This is a genomic window from Pseudomonas sp. GM41(2012) (genome assembly GCF_000282315.2).
Classification (GTDB): domain Bacteria; phylum Pseudomonadota; class Gammaproteobacteria; order Pseudomonadales; family Pseudomonadaceae; genus Aquipseudomonas.
This window is the reverse complement of the sequence record NZ_AKJN02000007.1, coordinates 716,368-733,916: the sequence shown is the minus strand read 5'-3', so window position 1 is coordinate 733,916 and position 17,549 is coordinate 716,368. Positions and strand designations below refer to the sequence as shown.

Genomic DNA, 17,549 nt, shown 5'->3' with positions numbered 1-17,549 from the left:
GACCGTTATGCCCAGACTGCCGACCGTGCTTTTTTTGCTGTCGCTATTGACCTGGACCGCAACGGCTGGCGCGCTGACTCTGACCGACGAAGAACGTAGCTGGCTGGCGGCTCACCCAAACTTGCGTCTGGGTGTCGATGCGTCATGGCCACCCTTCGAGTTTCGCGACGATCAGGGCCGCTATCAGGGCCTTGCAGCAGACTATATCGACCGGATCCGTCAAACCCTGGCCATCAAGCTCACGCCCATCGAGCCCGTCAGCTGGACCGCCGTCCTGGAACAGGCCAAACAAGCCAAGCTGGACCTGTTGCCCGGCATCATGTCGACCCCGGAGCGCCAGACTTACCTCTCATTCACCCGCCCCTACCTGGACTTTCCGATTGTCATCCTTGCCCATGTCGGAGGCCCACAGCCACGCAAACTCAAAGACTTGTACGGCCTGAAAGTCGCCGTGGTGGAAAACTACGCACCCCACGAGCTGTTGCGCACCCACAATCCCGACCTCAATCTGGTGGCGATGCCCAACGTCAGCTCAGCGCTGCAGGCGCTGGCTACCGATGAAGTGGATGCGGTGGTCGGCGATCTCGCCTCTAGCGTCTGGAGCCTGCGTCAGCTCAAGCTCGACGGGCTCTACGTCAGCGGCGAAACCCCCTATCGCTATCAATTGGCGATGGGCGTGCCCCGGAACAACAAGGTACTGGTCGGCATTCTGGATAAAGTCCTGGCGGACATGTCCCCGAACGAAATCAATGAAATTCAGGAGCACTGGGTCGGTAACGTCCTCGATCATCGTACATTCTGGAACGATCTGCTGGTTTACGGTCTACCGGGAATGCTGCTGCTGATCATCGTGCTGGCGATGGTTATCCGGATCAACCGCCGGCTGAGTTCAGAAATTGCCCGCCGGGTCGACCTGGAACAAGAACTGCGCAGCAGTGAATACCATTACCGCGGGCTGGTGGAGAGCCTTTCGGCCATCGCCTGGGAAGCGCGGATCAGCGATTTCACCTACAGCTATGTGTCCCCCCATGCCGAGGATCTGCTCGGTTACCCCTTGTCTCACTGGCTGATTCCGGGCTTCTGGCGCAACATTATCCACCCGGCCGACCTGACTCGCGCCCAGACCTTCTGTGATCACGAAGTACTGGCCGGGCGCGATCACAGCCACGATTACCGGGTCATCACCGCCGATGGCCGCTGCATTTGGGTGCGCGATATCGTCAGCCTGATCGAGCACGGCCATGAACCGGTGATGCGCGGGCTGATGATCGACATCAGCGACGCCAAGCGCACCGAAGAGGCGTTGCGCCTGTCGGAACAGAAGTTCGCCTCGGTGTTCCAGCAATGCCCGGACATACTAGTCATCGCGCGACTCTCCGACGGCTGCCTGCTGGAGGTCAACGAAGCGTTCGAAGAACAGATCGGTCTCAAGGCCGAAGACGTCATCGGCCAGACGGCCACCGACCTGAACATCTGGGGCATACCCGGCGTCGGGCCGGGCTTGTTGCAACGGTTGCAGGCCGGCAGCATCCGTAACCTGGAGATGCCCTTTCGCCGCAACAATGGCCAAGTGTTTACCGGCCTGATTTCCGCCGAGCCTTTCGACCTCGATACGACCCCGGCCTTGGTGGTCGTCGTACGGGACATCAGCCAGCTCAAGGAAACCCAGCAACAACTGCAAACCTCCGAAGAGAAATTCGCCAAGGCCTTCCATGCCTCACCCGACGGCTTGCTATTGTCACGGCAGAGCGACGGTTTACTGATTGAGGTCAACGAGGGTTTCAGTCGCATTACCGGTTTCAACAGCGCGATGTCCGTGGATCGTTCCGCCCTCGAGCTGGGAATCTGGGTCAATCTCAACGAACGCAAACAGATGCTCGATCTGCTGCACCGGGACGGTTTCGTCCGCGACTTCAGTTGCCATATACGCCGCAGCGACGGACAGATCCGCCTCTGCGAGGTGTCCAGCCGTCCGCTACCGATCGGCGATGAAGATTGCATGTTGACCATCGCCCGAGACATCACCGAGCGACACCTGATGCAGGAGAAGCTGCAGCAGGCCGCCACGGTATTCGAGAGCACCGCCGAAGGTGTATTGATCACCGACACTCAACAACACATCAGCGCGGTCAACCGTGCGTTTACCGAAATCACCGGCTACAGCGAGAGCGAAGCATTGGGCCATACCCCTCGCCTGCTCGCCTCGGGCCTGCACGACAGCGCGTTTTACGCCGCCATGTGGCATCAACTGACGGCCGAAGGTCATTGGCAGGGTGAAATTTCCAACCGGCGCAAGAATGGCGAGCTCTATCCGAGCTGGCTGACCATCAGTGCGGTGCGCAACCGAGACAAATTCGTCACCCATTTTGTCGCGGTGTTCGCGGACATTTCCAGCCTCAAACACGCCCAGGCCAAGCTCGATTACCAGGCACACCACGACCCGCTGACCGGGCTGCCAAATCGCACGCTGTTCGAGAGCCGATTGCTGACTGCGCTCAACAACCAACAGGAAAACGGCGGCCAGGGCGCGGTGCTGTTCCTGGACCTGGACCGTTTCAAACACATCAACGACAGCCTGGGTCACCCGGTCGGTGACCTGTTGCTCAAGGGCATTGCCGTGCGCCTCAAGGAGCAGTTGCGCGACATCGACACCGTGGCGCGCCTGGGCGGCGACGAATTCATCATCCTGCTGCCCGGGCTGCAGCAATCCAGTGACGCCGACAACATCGCGACCAAATTGCTCAATTGCTTCGGCGCACCATTCCAGGCTGGCGAACATGAGTTTTTTATCAGCGCCAGTATCGGCACCAGCCTGTATCCCAAGGATGGCTGCGACGTCGCCACACTGGTCAAGAACGCCGATGCGGCGATGTACCGCTCAAAGGCCAAGGGTCGCAACCGGGTCGAAAGCTACACCCGCGACCTCACCGCTCAAGCCAGCGAACGAGTGGCACTGGAACATGAACTGCGACGCGCTATCGAGCGCAACGAACTGCACCTCCATTATCAACCGAAGATCAGCCTGGTCGACCATCGCCTGGTTGGCGCAGAAGCGCTCATTCGCTGGCGCCACCCGACCTTCGGCGATGTGCCACCGGAGCACTTCATTCCGCTGGCCGAAGAAAACGGCATGATCCTGCAAATCGGCGATTGGGTTCTCGAAACCGCCTGCCGGCAGATGTTCGAGTGGAATCAGGTTTACGAACCCGTCGGCCCGCTGTCGGTCAACCTCGCGGGTGCTCAATTGCGCCAGCCGAACCTGCTCGGCCGGATCGAACAATTGCTCAAGGACAACCGCCTCAAACCCGGTTTCCTGCAACTGGAAATTACTGAAAACTTCATCATGAGCCAGGCTGAAGAGGCGTTGGCAGTGCTGCATCAACTCAAACACCTGGGTGTGCAACTGGCGATCGACGACTTCGGCACCGGTTACTCGTCCCTGAGTTACCTCAAACGTTTGCCACTGGACATTCTCAAGATCGACCAGTCTTTCGTCCGCGGCCTACCGGATGATCCCCACGACGCAGCCATCGTTCGCGCCATCATCGCCCTGGGCCGCAGCATGCAATTCACCATCATCGCCGAGGGCGTCGAAACCCTCGCGCAGCAGCAATTCCTCGCTGCCGAAGGCTGTGAACAGATCCAGGGCTACATCGTCAGCCTGCCCTTGCCACCGGAAGAATTTGCCGCGACGTTTCTTCGTATAGCCATTTCAGACTTTTCGGATAGCACAGCCGAGAAACCGTCGCTATAATCCGCGGCCTACTGAGGGCCTATAGCTCAGTTGGTTAGAGCAGGGGACTCATAATCCCTTGGTCGTAGGTTCGAGTCCTACTGGGCCCACCAAACAAGAAAGCCGCGCAATGCGCGGCTTTTTCGTGTCTGTTGGAATAACGTGTTCGGGGCTTCAAATCTTCATACGTGCAGATCAATCTCAACTTAAGAAGCAACCGTTAACGCTGGAATGGCCTGCACCAGCCGCAGTTGTTCAAGCATTGCACCCGTCCATACGACCTCATACGTATCCGCCGCCCTACCCCACTGCTCCACGATGACCATGCCGTCGACCAGCACGCGTCCCAATTCGGTAATCGTATCGGCCAACGCCTCTACGATCGTTTGGGTCCGAAACCACACACGATCAGTAATCTCTTTCAGCTCAGCCGCTATGCGGTCAGACGAGGCCGGATCCGTATCGGGGTAGGCAATATTGCGCAGCAAGTGCCGTAACTCCCTTATTTTTGCGTAATCCTGTTCCGCGCCAAGCTCTCCTTTGAGGATGGCTGTCGCTTTCGACTTATCGACGCGTTTGTCGAGCGAATGCTTTGAAACCAATGCCTGCCCCATAGCGCCAGCAAACAGGACCATCATCCGCGCTTCCAGATGTTCCCTCATGGCGTCCATCGACGAAATTGGCCGCACCAAGCTAATGGACGCCCCGCCTTGATGCCGCAAGTCCATGGTCACAGTCAGGGTCACGCCACCCGTTTCAAACCCCAAGGCTCGGGCAATCACGTAATGAGCCATTTCGTGATTGGCAATCTGCAACGCACGTTCCCGTACAGCGGGCGGCATTTTCTTTGTCATTTCCATTGCCTCGCATCCCTCGATTTCGCATTCGACTACGACTGACTGTTGGTGTCCATCCTGTCGATCGCGCCTTGTTCAGCCAAAGAAAAACCCGACATGTAGAAAACGGTATGAACGGTACTGAGGCGAGATCAACCCTCCGCGGTGCGAGATGTGCCTGTAACATGCCAACCCATTGATCTGTGCCGCTGGAGACGACCCTTGCCTGACACCCGCCCGCCCGTTCTTGACGAAATCGACCGCCAATTGATTGCAGCCCTGCAGATCAATGCCCGCGAAAGCGTGGCCATGCTCGCGCGACAATTGGGCATCGCTCGCACCACCGTCACTTCGCGGCTGGCCCGGCTGGAAAAAGCCAAGGTGATCACCGGTTACGGCGTACGTTTGGGTCAACGTGTCGTGGATGGCGGCTTGCAGGCGTACGTCGGGATCACGGTGCAACCCCGCTCGGGCAAGGAAGTGTTGCGACGCCTTAGCGCGATGGCTCAGGTGCAGCAGTTGTGCGCGGTCAGTGGCGAATTTGATTACGTGGCGTGGTTGCGCACCGATTCACCTGAGCAGCTGGATCAGTTGCTGGATCAGATCGGCAGTGTGGATGGGGTGGAGAAGACGACTACGTCGATCATCTTGAGCAGCAAGATTGATCGGGGGCAGCCGGTTTGAGTTTTTGCCGATCGCTCTTTGGTGTCTGGGAGGGCCTCATCGCGAGCAAGCTCGGCTCCTACATTACGATGTGTAGCGACCAGTCGTCATTATGATCAAACAATTAGCAAAACGACGACACATTGCGTCTTATTAACGTGTTCTACGCTCTCTAGAATGGCTGCCATCTTTTCCTATACTCAGACGCGCATGCCGCGTCCGGTCGCCAGCAAGGTCAGCCATGAACAAGAACAATCGCCATCCTGCAGACGGTAAAAAACCAGTCACCATTTTCGGTCCGGACTTTCCCTTCGCCTTCGACGACTGGATCGAGCACCCGGCCGGCCTGGGCAGCATCCCTGCGCACAACCATGGCGCCGAGGTTGCGATCGTCGGTGCCGGCATCGCAGGTCTGGTGGCCGCGTACGAATTGATGAAACTAGGCCTCAAACCCGTCGTCTACGAAGCCTCGAAAATGGGCGGCCGTCTGCGCTCCCAGGCATTCAACGGCGCTGAAGGCATCATCGCCGAACTCGGCGGTATGCGCTTCCCGGTGTCGTCCACCGCGTTTTATCACTATGTCGACAAGCTCGGCCTCGAAACCAAACCTTTCCCGAACCCGCTGACACCGGCCTCGGGCAGCACGGTGATCGACCTCGAAGGCCAAACCCATTACGCACAGAAACTGGCGGATCTTCCTGCACTGTTCCAGGAAGTCGCCGACGCCTGGGCCGACGCGCTGGAAGCCGGATCGCAGTTCTCTGACATCCAGCAAGCGATCCGCGACCGCGATGTGCCGCGCCTCAAAGAGCTGTGGAACACCCTCGTTCCGCTGTGGGACGACCGCACTTTCTACGACTTCGTTGCCACTTCCAAAGCCTTCGCCAAACTCTCGTTCCATCACCGCGAAGTGTTTGGTCAGGTCGGTTTCGGCACCGGCGGCTGGGACTCGGACTTCCCGAATTCGATGCTGGAAATCTTCCGCGTGGTCATGACCAACTGCGACGATCACCAGCATTTGGTGGTCGGCGGCGTGGAGCAAGTGCCATTGGGGATCTGGCGTCATGTGCCGGAACGTTGCGTGCACTGGCCGCAAGGCACCAGCCTCAGCTCCCTGCACAACGGCGCGCCACGTACCGGCGTGAAAAAGATTGCCCACGCGGCAGACGGGCGCTTTGCCGTCACCGATAACTGGGGCGACACACGCGAATACGCAGCAGTGCTGACCACGTGCCAGAGCTGGCTGCTGACCACCCAGATCGAATGTGACGAAACCCTGTTCTCGCAAAAGATGTGGATGGCCCTCGACCGTACGCGCTACATGCAATCGTCGAAAACCTTCGTGATGGTCGATCGGCCATTCTGGAAGGACAAGGATCCGGAAACCGGCCGCGACTTGATGAGCATGACCCTCACCGATCGCCTGACCCGCGGCACTTATCTGTTCGATAACGGCGACGACAAGCCGGGCGTGATTTGCCTGTCGTACTCGTGGATGAGCGACGCGCTGAAAATGCTCCCGCAACCGGTGGACAAACGCGTGAAACTGGCGCTGGATGCGTTGAAGAAGATCTACCCGAAAGTCGACATCGCGGCGCGAATCATTGGTGATCCGATCACCGTGTCCTGGGAAGCCGACCCGCATTTCCTCGGGGCTTTCAAAGGCGCGCTGCCCGGTCACTATCGCTACAACCAGCGCATGTACGCGCACTTCATGCAGGCCGATATGCCGGCCGAGCAGCGCGGGATTTTCATCGCTGGCGACGATGTTTCGTGGACGCCTGCGTGGGTCGAAGGCGCAGTGCAGACCTCGCTTAATGCGGTGTGGGGCATCATGAAACACTTCGGCGGTGAAACTCACGCCGAGAACCCGGGTCCAGGAGATGTGTTCAACGAGATCGGTCCGATCGCCCTGCCCGAGTAAGAGGAATCCGAAATGCGCGTAGCCCTTTACCAATGTCCACCGCTGCCCCTGGATGTCGCAGGTAATCTGCAACGTCTGCATCAATTGGCGCTGGAGGCCAAGGGCGCGGATTTGCTGGTGCTGCCGGAGATGTTTTTGACCGGTTACAACATCGGCATCGATGCCGTCAGCGTGCTGGCGGAAGTGCACAACGGTGAGTCGGCGCAGCAAATCGCGCGCATCGCCAAGACGGCCGGGATCGCCATTTTGTATGGCTATCCCGAGCGCACCGAGGACGGGCAGATCTACAACGCCGTGCAGTTGATCGACGCCAATGGCGAGCGGTTGTGCAACTACCGCAAGACTCACCTGTTCGGCGACCTCGATCACTCGATGTTCAGCGCCGGGCCGGATGAGTTTCCGCTGGTTGAACTCAATGGCTGGAAGCTCGGTTTCCTGATCTGCTACGACCTGGAGTTCCCGGAAAACGCCCGACGCCTGGCCCTGGCCGGCGCCGAGCTGATCCTGGTGCCGACGGCGAACATGATTCCCTTCGACTTCATCGCTGACGTCACCGTCCGCGCCCGGGCCTTCGAAAACCAGTGCTATGTGGCTTACGCCAACTATTGCGGCAACGAAGGCGAGATTCAGTATTGCGGCCAGAGCAGCATCGCCGCGCCAGATGGCAGCCGCATCGCACAGGCCGGCCTTGATGAAGCACTGATTGTCGGTGAGCTGGATCGTCAGTTGATGGTCGATTCCCGCGCCGCCAATCGCTACTTCCTCGATCGTCGCCCCGAGCTTTACAGCGAGCTTAACAAGCGCTGATCCATCGTTATCCGCTAGCATTGGCACTTCTCTGTTCTGGAAGTGCTCATGCCTGCGCTGAATCACCCCCACCCTCACACTGAAACCCTGGCCAACGGCCTGCGGGTGACGCTGCGTCATGCTCCCGATTTGAAGCGCAGTGCTGCGGCGTTGCGCGTCGCTGCGGGCAGCCATGATGTGCCGCTAGCGTGGCCCGGGCTGGCGCATTTCCTTGAGCATCTGCTGTTTCTCGGTACGGAACGCTTTCCTGCGGGACAAGGGCTGATGGCTTACGTCCAAGGTCATGGCGGCCAGGTGAATGCGCGGACCAGCGAACGCACCACGGAGTACTTTTTCGAATTACCGCCTCAGTCGTTTGCCGGGGGACTGGAGCGCCTGTCGGACATGCTCGCTCATCCGCGTATGAATCCGGACGATCAGCGGCGGGAACGGGAAGTGGTGCACGCAGAATTTGTCGCATGGTCTCGGGATACGGCCGCTCAGCAGCAATTCGCGCTGTTCGACGGTCTTTCAGAAGCGCATCCGCTGCGGGCGTTTCATGCCGGCAACCGCTACAGCCTGCCGGTGCCGCAACCTGAGTTCCAGCACGCCTTGCAGGGTTTCTATCAGCGGTTTTATCAGACCGGACAGATGACCTTGAGCCTGACCGGGCCGCAGAGTCTCGATGAGTTGAGGGCGATGGCTCAGCGCTTTAGCGCTGCGATTCCCGTAGGGGAAAAAGTCCCGCAACAGGCGCCTACATCATTGATGGATTCTTCGGACAAAAGTTATCAACAGACTGGAGCGCGTCGACTGGATCTGCTGTTTGCCTTCGAAGCATTGCCCGATTCATCGCCCGAGGCGCTGGCGTTCCTGTGTCATTGGCTGAACACCGCGAAACCCGGTGGTCTACTGGCGCAATTGCGCGAGCACGGGGTGGCTGACAGCCTGAAAGCTGCGCCGTTGTATCAATTCGCCGGCCAGGCTTTGTTGCACATCGAATTCACGCTGCCGGCCAACGCGACGCCCAACGGGATCCGCGAACAGCTACTGGATTGGCTTGGGTTCTTTGCCTCACAGCAACCCTGGACAGGATTGCGTGAAGAATACGCCGCCCTGCTGCAACGCCAACAGCAAGTCAGCGGCGCCCTGCAACTGGCCCGAATGGACAGCGAGCAGCGTGAAACAGAGTTATCCCAATCGGGTGTTGCAGCCCTCAAGGACGTCCTGAAACAAATCGGCGCTGTGGATAACTTCACCGGCCAATGGCAACTGCCAACACCTAATCCGTTTTTACGCGCCGAGGCTCCGGCCCCGAGTGCCGGACTGATCCGCGGCCAGACCAGCAAACACCGAGGCCTGCGGACCTTTGCCCAGGATCGCTCGCGCGGTCGTCGTGAGCGGTCGCCCATGCAGTTCAGTCAGGCGTTGCCGGATAACAGTGCCGAAGGTGCCGTTTACCTGCGCTGGCGTCTGGATTCGGCACCTCGTAGCAACCTTCAGGCGAGCCTGGAAACCCGCCTTCAGCCATTGCGTGAAGACGCGCGTCAGGCAGGTGTCGATTTTTCCTTTAGCGCATCAGGCAATGAATGGCTGCTGAAAATGACCGGGCTACAGGAGCCAATGTCGACCGTCCTCGAACATGCGCTGAAAGAACTGACAACACCTGATGCCGGTTTCTCGCAAGAAGAGCCGCCGAGCGTTGCGTTGATGCCGATTCGACAGTTGCTTAAAGCGCTGCCTGATCACTGCCTTGAGCGCACCGCTGACTCGGACGATTTGATGCAGCTTTGGTCGAGCGCACGCTGGGATGGTCTGGCGACCGGCCTGTCCGCCCAGACACAAGCGGCGATGGGCCTTGCCTTGAGTCGTGTGCCTGGCACTGCGGACAATCAACTCTCGCCGCCCTCGCCGATAAACGCGCAGCATCTGTGGAGCGCGGTCGATACCGGGTCCAGCGAACACGCGTTGTTGCTCTTTTGCCCGACGGCAACCGCAAACATCGCTGACGAAGCCGCCTGGCGCTTGCTGGCTCACGTCTGCCAGACGCCGTTTTACCAACGCCTGCGGGTAGAACTGCAGCTCGGTTATGCGGTGTTCAGCGCCCTGCGGCAGATCCATGGGCAGACAGGGCTGCTGTTCGGCGTGCAATCACCCAGCGTCGCCCCTCTGGATCTGCTGGAACACATCGAACACTTCCTGAGCGGATTGGCCGGGATGATTAACGACATCGATGACGAGACCTTCATCGACCAACGCCAGGCACTGGCCGATCAATTCGATAGCGCGGCGCTGCCCAATGCGCAGGCCGCCGAACTGCTCTGGCAGGGCAAACTGGCCGGCCACTCGTCAGATTATCTGGAGTTTCTACCTCAGACGATTCTGATGATCGACCGTGAAACCTTACTGGCCGCAGCACAACGACTGAATCAGGCCGAAGGCGGTTGGCGCTGTCTGGCCAGCGGACCGTGCCCGGGCTTGCCTTGGCAAGCGGCAAAATGATCATTACCGGTGCTGCAATTAGCTTTCTCAAAGATTCCCGGTCAATCACCCTGTAATTTTGAGTAACATAGCCACCTAACTATCTGAACATCTCCGGCTGGAGGTGGACTATATGTATAGATCTCAACTGTCCCATCACCTGAAGGAGCGCTCTATGTCCTGGTCCAAACCTGCTTACACCGACCTGCGTATCGGCTTTGAAGTCACCATGTACTTCGCAAGCCGCTAATCTTTTTGTAGCGCAGTGCAACGCCTCGGCTCGCCGGGGCGTTTTTATTTTCAGTTTTCAAAATGATGGAGCGGCCATGTTTGTCCAGATTCTAGGTTCCGCCGCCGGCGGTGGTTTCCCCCAGTGGAACTGCAACTGCGTGAACTGCGCCGGTTTTCGCGATGGCAGCCTGAACGCCAAGGCGCGGACCCAGTCGTCCATCGCCATTTCCGATAACGGCGTGAATTGGGTGTTGTGCAACGCATCGCCGGACATCCGCGCCCAACTCCAGAGCTTCGCCCCGATGCAACCGGGCCGGGCCCTGCGCGATACCGGCATCAACGCGATCATCCTGATGGACAGCCAGATCGATCACACCACCGGCCTGCTCAGCTTGCGTGAAGGTTGCCCGCACCAGGTCTGGTGCACTGACATGGTCCACGAAGACCTGAGCACCGGTTTTCCGCTGTTCACCATGCTGACCCACTGGAACGGCGGGCTGACCTGGAACCCGATCGAGCTCGACCGCAGCTTCACCATCCCGGCCTGCCCAAGCCTGCGCTTCACCCCGCTTCCGCTGCGCAGCGCCGCCCCACCGTACTCGCCGCACCGTTTCGACCCGCACCCCGGCGACAACATCGGCCTGATCGTTGAAGACCTCAACACCGGCGGCAAACTGTTCTACGCACCGGGTCTGGGCAAGGTCGACGCACCGCTGCTCGAGATCATGGCCGGCAGCGATTGCCTGCTGGTGGACGGCACGATGTGGGATGACGACGAAATGCAGCGCCGTGGCGTCGGCACCCGCACTGGCCGGGAAATGGGCCACCTGGCGCAGAACGGCCCCGGCGGCATGCTGGAAGTGCTGGAACAACTGCCCAAGCAGCGCAAAGTGCTTATCCACATCAACAACACCAACCCGATTCTCGATGAGGATTCGCCGGAGCGTGCAGAACTGGCTCGGCGTGAGGTTGAAGTGGCGTATGACGGCATGAGTATTGTGTTGTAGCGGCCGGCCTCTTCGCGGGCAAGCCCGCTCCCACAGGGATTTTCTGAACGCCAAAAATCCAATGTGGGAGCGGGCTTGCTCGCGAAGGCGTCCGACCAGACACCAAAGAATCCACCGGTCGTACCCGGAGAACCGAAATGACTGACACAGCAATGTCCCCCGCCGAATTCGAAGCGGCCCTGCGAGCCAAAGGCGCCTACTACCACATTCATCACCCGTACCACGTGGCGATGTACGAAGGCCGGGCATCGCGCTCGCAGATCCAGGGCTGGGTCGCCAACCGTTTCTACTATCAGGTGAACATCCCGCTCAAGGACGCTGCGATCCTCGCCAACTGCCCGGACCGCGAGATTCGTCGTGAGTGGATTCAGCGCCTGCTCGACCATGACGGCGCCCCCGGCGAAGACGGTGGCATCGAAGCCTGGCTGCGCCTGGGCCAGGCCGTCGGCCTCGACCCGGATCAACTACGCTCGCAGGAATTGGTACTGCCTGGCGTACGTTTTGCCGTCGATGCCTACGTCAACTTCGCCCGCCGTGCCAGTTGGCAGGAAGCCGCCAGCAGCTCGCTGACCGAACTGTTTGCGCCACAAATCCACCAGTCGCGCCTCGACAGTTGGCCGCAGCACTACCCGTGGATCGACCCGGCGGGTTACGAATATTTCCGCACGCGTCTGGGTCAGGCACGTCGCGACGTGGAACACGGCTTGGCGATCACCCTGCAGCACTACACGACGCTGGCCGGCCAAGAGCGCATGCTGGAAATTCTCCAGTTCAAACTGGACATTCTTTGGAGCATGCTCGATGCCATGAGCATGGCCTATGAACTGAAACGCCCGCCGTATCACAGCGTGACCGAGCAACGGGTCTGGCATAAAGGAATCACCTTATGAGTTTTGATCGCAACAAGACCCCGACCTGGCGTACCGGCTACCGCTTCCAGTACGAACCGGCACAGAAAGGTCATGTGCTGCTCTACCCGGAAGGCATGATCAAACTCAACGAAAGTGCCGCACTGATCGGCGGTTTGATCGACGGCGAGCGTGACGTCGCGGCGATCATCGCCGAACTGGACGCGCAGTTCCCCGGTGTGCCCGAGCTCGGTGACGACATCGAACAATTCATGGAGGTCGCCCGTGCTCAGCACTGGATCGAACTTGCCTGAATCCGCGTCAGACAAGTTACCGCCCAAACCGGAAATCGGCCTGCCGCTGTGGCTGCTGGCCGAGCTGACGTATCGCTGCCCGCTGCAATGCCCGTACTGTTCCAATCCGCTGGACTTCGCCGAGCAAGGCAAAGAACTGAGCACCGAACAGTGGATCAAGGTTTTTCGCGAAGCGCGGGAGATGGGCGCGGCGCAATTGGGCTTCTCCGGCGGCGAACCGCTGGTCCGCCAGGACCTCGCCGAGCTGATTGCCGAGGCGCGCAAGTTGGGGTTTTACACCAACCTGATCACCTCCGGCATCGGCCTGACCGAGCAGAAAATCAGCGACTTCAAAAAGGCCGGCCTGGACCACATTCAGATCAGCTTTCAGGCCAGCGACGAGCAAGTGAACAACTTGCTGGCCGGTTCGAAAAAAGCCTTCGCCCAGAAGCTGGAAATGGCCCGCGCGGTGAAAGCCCACGGTTATCCGATGGTGCTGAACTTCGTGACCCATCGGCACAACATCGACAAGATCGACCGGATCATCGAGCTGTGCATCGCCCTTGAGGCGGACTTTGTGGAACTCGCCACGTGCCAGTTCTACGGCTGGGCGCAGCTCAACCGGGTCGGTCTGTTGCCGACCAAGGAACAACTGGTCCGCGCCGAACGCATCACCAACGAATACCGCGCCAAACTGGAAGCCGAAGGGCATCCGTGCAAGCTGATTTTCGTCACCCCGGACTATTACGAAGAACGCCCGAAAGCCTGCATGAACGGTTGGGGCAGTATCTTTCTGACCGTCACGCCGGACGGAACCGCCCTGCCCTGTCATGGCGCCCGACAGATGCCGGTGCAGTTTCCCAACGTGCGCGACCACAGCATGCAGCACATCTGGTACGACTCGTTCGGCTTCAACCGCTTTCGCGGTTACGACTGGATGCCCGAACCGTGCCGCTCCTGTGACGAGAAAGAAAAAGACTTCGGCGGCTGTCGCTGCCAGGCATTCATGCTCACGGGGGACGCGAGCAACGCCGACCCGGTGTGCAGCAAGTCGGAACATCACGGCGTGATCCTCAAGGCTCGCGAAGAAGCCGAACACGCGACCCAGACCATTGAACAACTGGCCTTTCGCAATGAACGAAATTCACGACTCATCGCTAAAAGCTGAACCCTTCAGCGCTGCCAGGGCCGTCGCGGCCGGCATCGACTTCGCCGAATTGCAGGTCGGCCCACATGGCTTGTTCTGGAACGAGTACCGACCCGAGGATGCCGCCTGCCGGATCTGGCATTGGCGTGACGGCCAGGCGCATTGCCTGACGCCAGCGGGCTTCAGTGTGCGCAGTCGCGTGTACGAATACGGCGGCGGCGCGTTCTGTCTGACCGATGACGGGATCGTGTTCGTCAACGAGGCGGACCAACAGCTGTATCGACAGTCGCTGGCCGGCGAGACACCTGAGTTACTGAGCTCAGGTGAATGCCGATATGGCGATCTGCAGTTCGCTAACGGGCAGGTATTGGCGGTTGAAGAAAACCGCGATCGGCATCGTCTGGTGGCTATCGACCTGGCTGACGGAGTACGTCATCTGCTGGCAGAAGGCGCTGATTTCTATGCTGCGCCGACGTTGAGTCCCGACGCTCAACGACTGGCGTGGATCGAGTGGAGCCGCCCGGATCAGCCATGGACCGCGACTCGCCTGATGGTTGCCGAACGCCTGGACGATGGCCGTTTTTCTCTGCCACGTTGCGTGGCGGGCAAAGACGCTGAGGAATCGCTGCAACAACCGAGATTCGATACAAGCGGCCGTCTGTTTTGCCTGACTGATCGCGGCGGCTACTGGCAGCCTTGGGTGGAATCGGCAGACGGTCTGAGCCCGCTGCCGAGTGCCGCAGCGGATCATGGGCCTGCACCATGGCAGCTGGGTGGCTGCACTTGGTTGCCGCTGAGCGAAGGCCGCTATCTGGCGAGCTGGACCGAAGACGGGTTTGGCAAACTGGGTCTTTGTGGTGATGCCGGTGAAGATTTCACGGGCGATTACAGCCGTTTCCGCTCCCTCGCACTGGATGAGCAGTTCATTTACTGCATCGCCGCTTCGCCAGTCAGTTCGTCGGCAGTCATTGCCATCGACCGCCAGACCCGGCAGGTCAAAACACTGGCCGGCGGTATTGCACCGTTGCCCGCCGAGCAGATCAGCGTCCCGCAAACCCTGCGCTACCCGAGCGGTTCGGGCGAGGCCCACGGTTTCTTCTATCCAGCGATGACCGGTGATGCGAAACCGCCTCTGGTGGTGTTCATCCACGGCGGCCCGACGTCGGCCTGCTACCCGATGCTCGATCCGCGGATCCAGTACTGGGCGCAACGCGGCTTCGCCGTGGCCGACCTCAACTACCGCGGAAGCAGTGGCTATGGCCGGGCTTATCGGCAAGCGCTGCATTTGAGCTGGGGCGAAGTGGATGTGGAGGATGCCTGCGCAGTCGTCGCTCATCTTGCCGATCGCGGATTGATCGACGGCAATAAGGCGTTTATCCGCGGCGGCAGTGCCGGTGGCTACACCACTCTGTGTGCGCTGGCCTTTCACACCGTCTTCCGCGCCGGCGCCAGCCTGTATGGCGTCAGTGACCCCGTGGCACTGGGCCGGACGACTCACAAGTTCGAAGGCGATTATCTGGATTGGCTGATCGGCGACCCGTTGCAAGATGCCGAACGCTACGCCGCACGAACGCCGTTGCTGCATGCGGGCAACATCAGCGTTCCGGTGATTTTCTTTCAGGGTGAACTGGACGCCGTGGTGGTGCCGCAACAGACCCGCGACATGGTCACGGCATTGCAGGACAAAGGCATTCTGGTTGAAGCGCATTACTACGCCGACGAACGCCATGGCTTTCGCAAGGCCGGCAATCAGGCCCATGCGCTGGAGCAGGAGTGGTTGTTTTATCGGCGGGTGATGGAGTTGGCGGACTGAAGCCTGTGGCCCGTGCAGGAATTGTGTCGCCCCATTCGCGAGCAGGCTCGCTCCCACAATGGATCTGTGGTGTACAGAAATCCCTGTGGGAGCGAGCCTGCTCGCGAAAGCGATCTAACGGGTGCCGCTAAACTCAGCGCTTGGCAATGATGTACACCGCATGCACGATCCCTGGAATGTAACCGCACAGCGTCAGCAGAATATTCAGCCAGAACGCCCCGGCGAAACCGACTTGCAGAAACACACCCAGTGGCGGCAACAGAATGGCGATGATGATGCGAATAAAGTCCATGGGGTTAGCTCCTGATTGAAGTTGGCTCGTGTGAGCCAACAGCTAATCGACCTTTACCGTTCGTCAGGGTTCAGTGCCATCACGTCCGAGACGTGAAACCTTTCCGGCGAAATCCAGAGACAAAAAAACGCCCCACACCAAAAGAATCAGGCATGGGGCGATGCGTTATACCGCGAGACGGTTCGGGAATTCGTGTAGGGCGAGTCTGATCAGACGGCAATCCCTTTGCGGCACTGCAGTTGCGCAGTGCGCACACGGGAGAAGGCGCGGGCCAGGCGCAGGAGCATTTCGTCGACGTTGGTTTTGCTGACGGTCAGGGCCGGGGTAAAGCGCAGGCAATCGGGCTGCGGAGCATTGAGCAGCAGGCCTTCATACAACGCCGCTTTGACGACGGCGTCAGCCGATTCGTCGGACAAGGTAAGACCCCAGAACAGTCCTTGTCCGCGCAACTCGCCGTGACCATAGCGATGGGATAAACGCTGCAGACCTTCGCTCAGGTGCTGACCGATTTCCCCGACATGATCGAGAAACCCCTTGTCCTGAACGCTGTCGAGGACGGCAAGACCGGCAGCCGTCATCAGTGCATTGCCATGATGAGTGCCTGTCACTTCGCCGACGTCGAAACAGCAGGCTTTGCCCCGCGCCAACAACGCTGCCAATGGCACGCCACCGCCCAGCCCTTTGCCGAGAACGACGATATCTGCCCGCACGCCGTAGGATTGTTCGGCGAGTAAAGTGCCGCAACGACCGATGCCGGTTTGCACTTCGTCGAAGATCAGCAGAATCCCAAGCTCACGGCACAGGCGCTCGACGCCTTTGAGGTAATGCTCGGTGGCCGGTATCACCCCGGCTTCGCTCTGGATCGGTTCGAGCATGATCGCCACGGTCTGGGCGTCGACGGCCGCATGCAAGGCCGCAAGATCATTGAACGGCACGTGACTGAAGCCCGGAAGCAGCGGCTCGAATCGGTTAGTCAGATTCGAACTGTCCGACGCCGACATCGTCCCCAGACTACGACCATGACAGCCGTTATTGGCAACGATGATCCGCGAAGCCCCACCGCGATGTCGTTGGCCCCATTTACGCGCCAGTTTGATCGCTGCTTCACAGGCTTCGCTGCCACTGTTGAGCAGGTAGGCCTGATCACTGCCGGTGCTGGAGCACAGTCGCTCAGCAAGATTGAGCATGCCGCGGTTATGCAGGCCGAAGCCGGGGTTGATCAGCGACTGAGCCTGCGCAGCGATGGCGTTGACCAGAATCGAAGGACTGTGTCCGAGGCTATTGGCCCCGCCACCCTGTGAGAAATCCAGATACGCGCGGTCATCGCTGTCCCACAACCATGAGCCCTGGCCGCGCACGAATATCTGTTTCGGTCGCTCAACACTGGGCATCAGGCACTCGCTGGAAAGATTGTCGCCTTGGGACGGCAAGAAGGCGTCCACGGCCAAGTCATCAAGACTCGGAGGATTGCGCCGCAAGCTGAACAAGTTCATCT

At 59.6% G+C, this 17,549-nt stretch carries 14 protein-coding genes and 1 tRNA gene; 12 read left to right on the top strand and 3 right to left on the bottom strand.

Annotated features, from left to right (window positions below; translation table 11 throughout):
* Window positions 1-7 precede the first annotated feature (7 nt).
* The gene (locus PMI27_RS11205; protein WP_008147189.1) at window positions 8-3,754 is read left to right on the top strand and encodes an EAL domain-containing protein; all 3,747 of its coding nucleotides are present in this window, start codon (window positions 8-10) and stop codon (window positions 3,752-3,754) included.
* 15 nt (window positions 3,755-3,769) lie between these two features.
* Window positions 3,770-3,846: transfer RNA gene (locus PMI27_RS0229535), tRNA-Ile, on the top strand.
* A 93-nt stretch (window positions 3,847-3,939) separates the two neighbouring features.
* On the opposite strand, the gene PMI27_RS11210 is transcribed toward PMI27_RS0229535, so the two are convergent.
* The gene (locus PMI27_RS11210; protein WP_008147188.1) at window positions 3,940-4,587 is read right to left on the bottom strand and encodes a hypothetical protein; all 648 of its coding nucleotides are present in this window, start codon (window positions 4,585-4,587) and stop codon (window positions 3,940-3,942) included.
* A 204-nt stretch (window positions 4,588-4,791) separates the two neighbouring features.
* On the opposite strand from PMI27_RS11210, the gene PMI27_RS11215 reads away from it, so the two are divergent.
* The 10 genes from PMI27_RS11215 (at window position 4,792) to PMI27_RS11255 (ending at window position 15,762) form a co-directional block, all read left to right on the top strand.
* On the top strand, window positions 4,792-5,253 hold the full coding sequence (locus PMI27_RS11215; RefSeq protein WP_007980298.1) for an Lrp/AsnC family transcriptional regulator: 462 nt from the start codon (window positions 4,792-4,794) through the stop codon (window positions 5,251-5,253).
* Window positions 5,254-5,473: 220 nt separating this feature from the next.
* The gene (locus tag PMI27_RS11220) at window positions 5,474-7,156 is read left to right on the top strand and encodes a flavin monoamine oxidase family protein (RefSeq protein ID WP_008147187.1); all 1,683 of its coding nucleotides are present in this window, start codon (window positions 5,474-5,476) and stop codon (window positions 7,154-7,156) included.
* Window positions 7,157-7,168: 12 nt separating this feature from the next.
* Complete coding sequence (locus PMI27_RS11225) at window positions 7,169-7,963, top strand: carbon-nitrogen hydrolase family protein (protein WP_008147186.1); 795 nt, start codon at window positions 7,169-7,171, stop codon at window positions 7,961-7,963.
* Between the two features lie 48 nt (window positions 7,964-8,011).
* Entirely contained in the window at window positions 8,012-10,444 is a 2,433-nt protein-coding gene (pqqF, locus tag PMI27_RS11230) for a pyrroloquinoline quinone biosynthesis protein PqqF (protein ID WP_008147185.1), read from the top strand.
* A 154-nt stretch (window positions 10,445-10,598) separates the two neighbouring features.
* A complete protein-coding gene (gene pqqA, locus PMI27_RS30600) occupies window positions 10,599-10,673 on the top strand; it encodes a pyrroloquinoline quinone precursor peptide PqqA (RefSeq protein ID WP_009045898.1) in 75 nt (24 codons plus the stop codon).
* Between the two features lie 76 nt (window positions 10,674-10,749).
* A complete protein-coding gene (gene pqqB / locus PMI27_RS11235; RefSeq protein ID WP_008147181.1) occupies window positions 10,750-11,661 on the top strand; it encodes a pyrroloquinoline quinone biosynthesis protein PqqB in 912 nt (303 codons plus the stop codon).
* 137 nt (window positions 11,662-11,798) lie between these two features.
* Window positions 11,799-12,551 (top strand): pyrroloquinoline-quinone synthase PqqC, encoded by a 753-nt coding sequence (gene pqqC, locus PMI27_RS11240; RefSeq protein WP_008147179.1) that lies wholly within the window; start codon window positions 11,799-11,801, stop codon window positions 12,549-12,551.
* Window positions 12,548-12,823: a pyrroloquinoline quinone biosynthesis peptide chaperone PqqD gene (pqqD, locus tag PMI27_RS11245; protein WP_008147178.1), complete on the top strand. Its 276-nt coding sequence runs from the start codon at window positions 12,548-12,550 to the stop codon at window positions 12,821-12,823. Before pqqC ends, pqqD begins: the two co-directional genes overlap by 4 nt.
* Window positions 12,795-13,970: a pyrroloquinoline quinone biosynthesis protein PqqE gene (pqqE, locus tag PMI27_RS11250; protein WP_008147176.1), complete on the top strand. Its 1,176-nt coding sequence runs from the start codon at window positions 12,795-12,797 to the stop codon at window positions 13,968-13,970. Before pqqD ends, pqqE begins: the two co-directional genes overlap by 29 nt.
* On the top strand, window positions 13,936-15,762 hold the full coding sequence (locus tag PMI27_RS11255; RefSeq protein WP_008147174.1) for an alpha/beta hydrolase family protein: 1,827 nt from the start codon (window positions 13,936-13,938) through the stop codon (window positions 15,760-15,762). The genes pqqE and PMI27_RS11255 overlap by 35 nt, the downstream gene beginning before the upstream one ends.
* A gap of 133 nt (window positions 15,763-15,895) precedes the next feature.
* On the opposite strand, the gene PMI27_RS30595 is transcribed toward PMI27_RS11255, so the two are convergent.
* Both PMI27_RS30595 and PMI27_RS11265 read right to left on the bottom strand, forming a co-directional pair.
* Window positions 15,896-16,054, bottom strand: coding sequence for a YqaE/Pmp3 family membrane protein (locus PMI27_RS30595; protein WP_007904205.1), 159 nt, complete (start codon window positions 16,052-16,054; stop codon window positions 15,896-15,898).
* A gap of 209 nt (window positions 16,055-16,263) precedes the next feature.
* A complete protein-coding gene (locus PMI27_RS11265; RefSeq protein ID WP_008147172.1) occupies window positions 16,264-17,547 on the bottom strand; it encodes an aspartate aminotransferase family protein in 1,284 nt (427 codons plus the stop codon).
* Window positions 17,548-17,549: the final 2 nt, after the last annotated feature.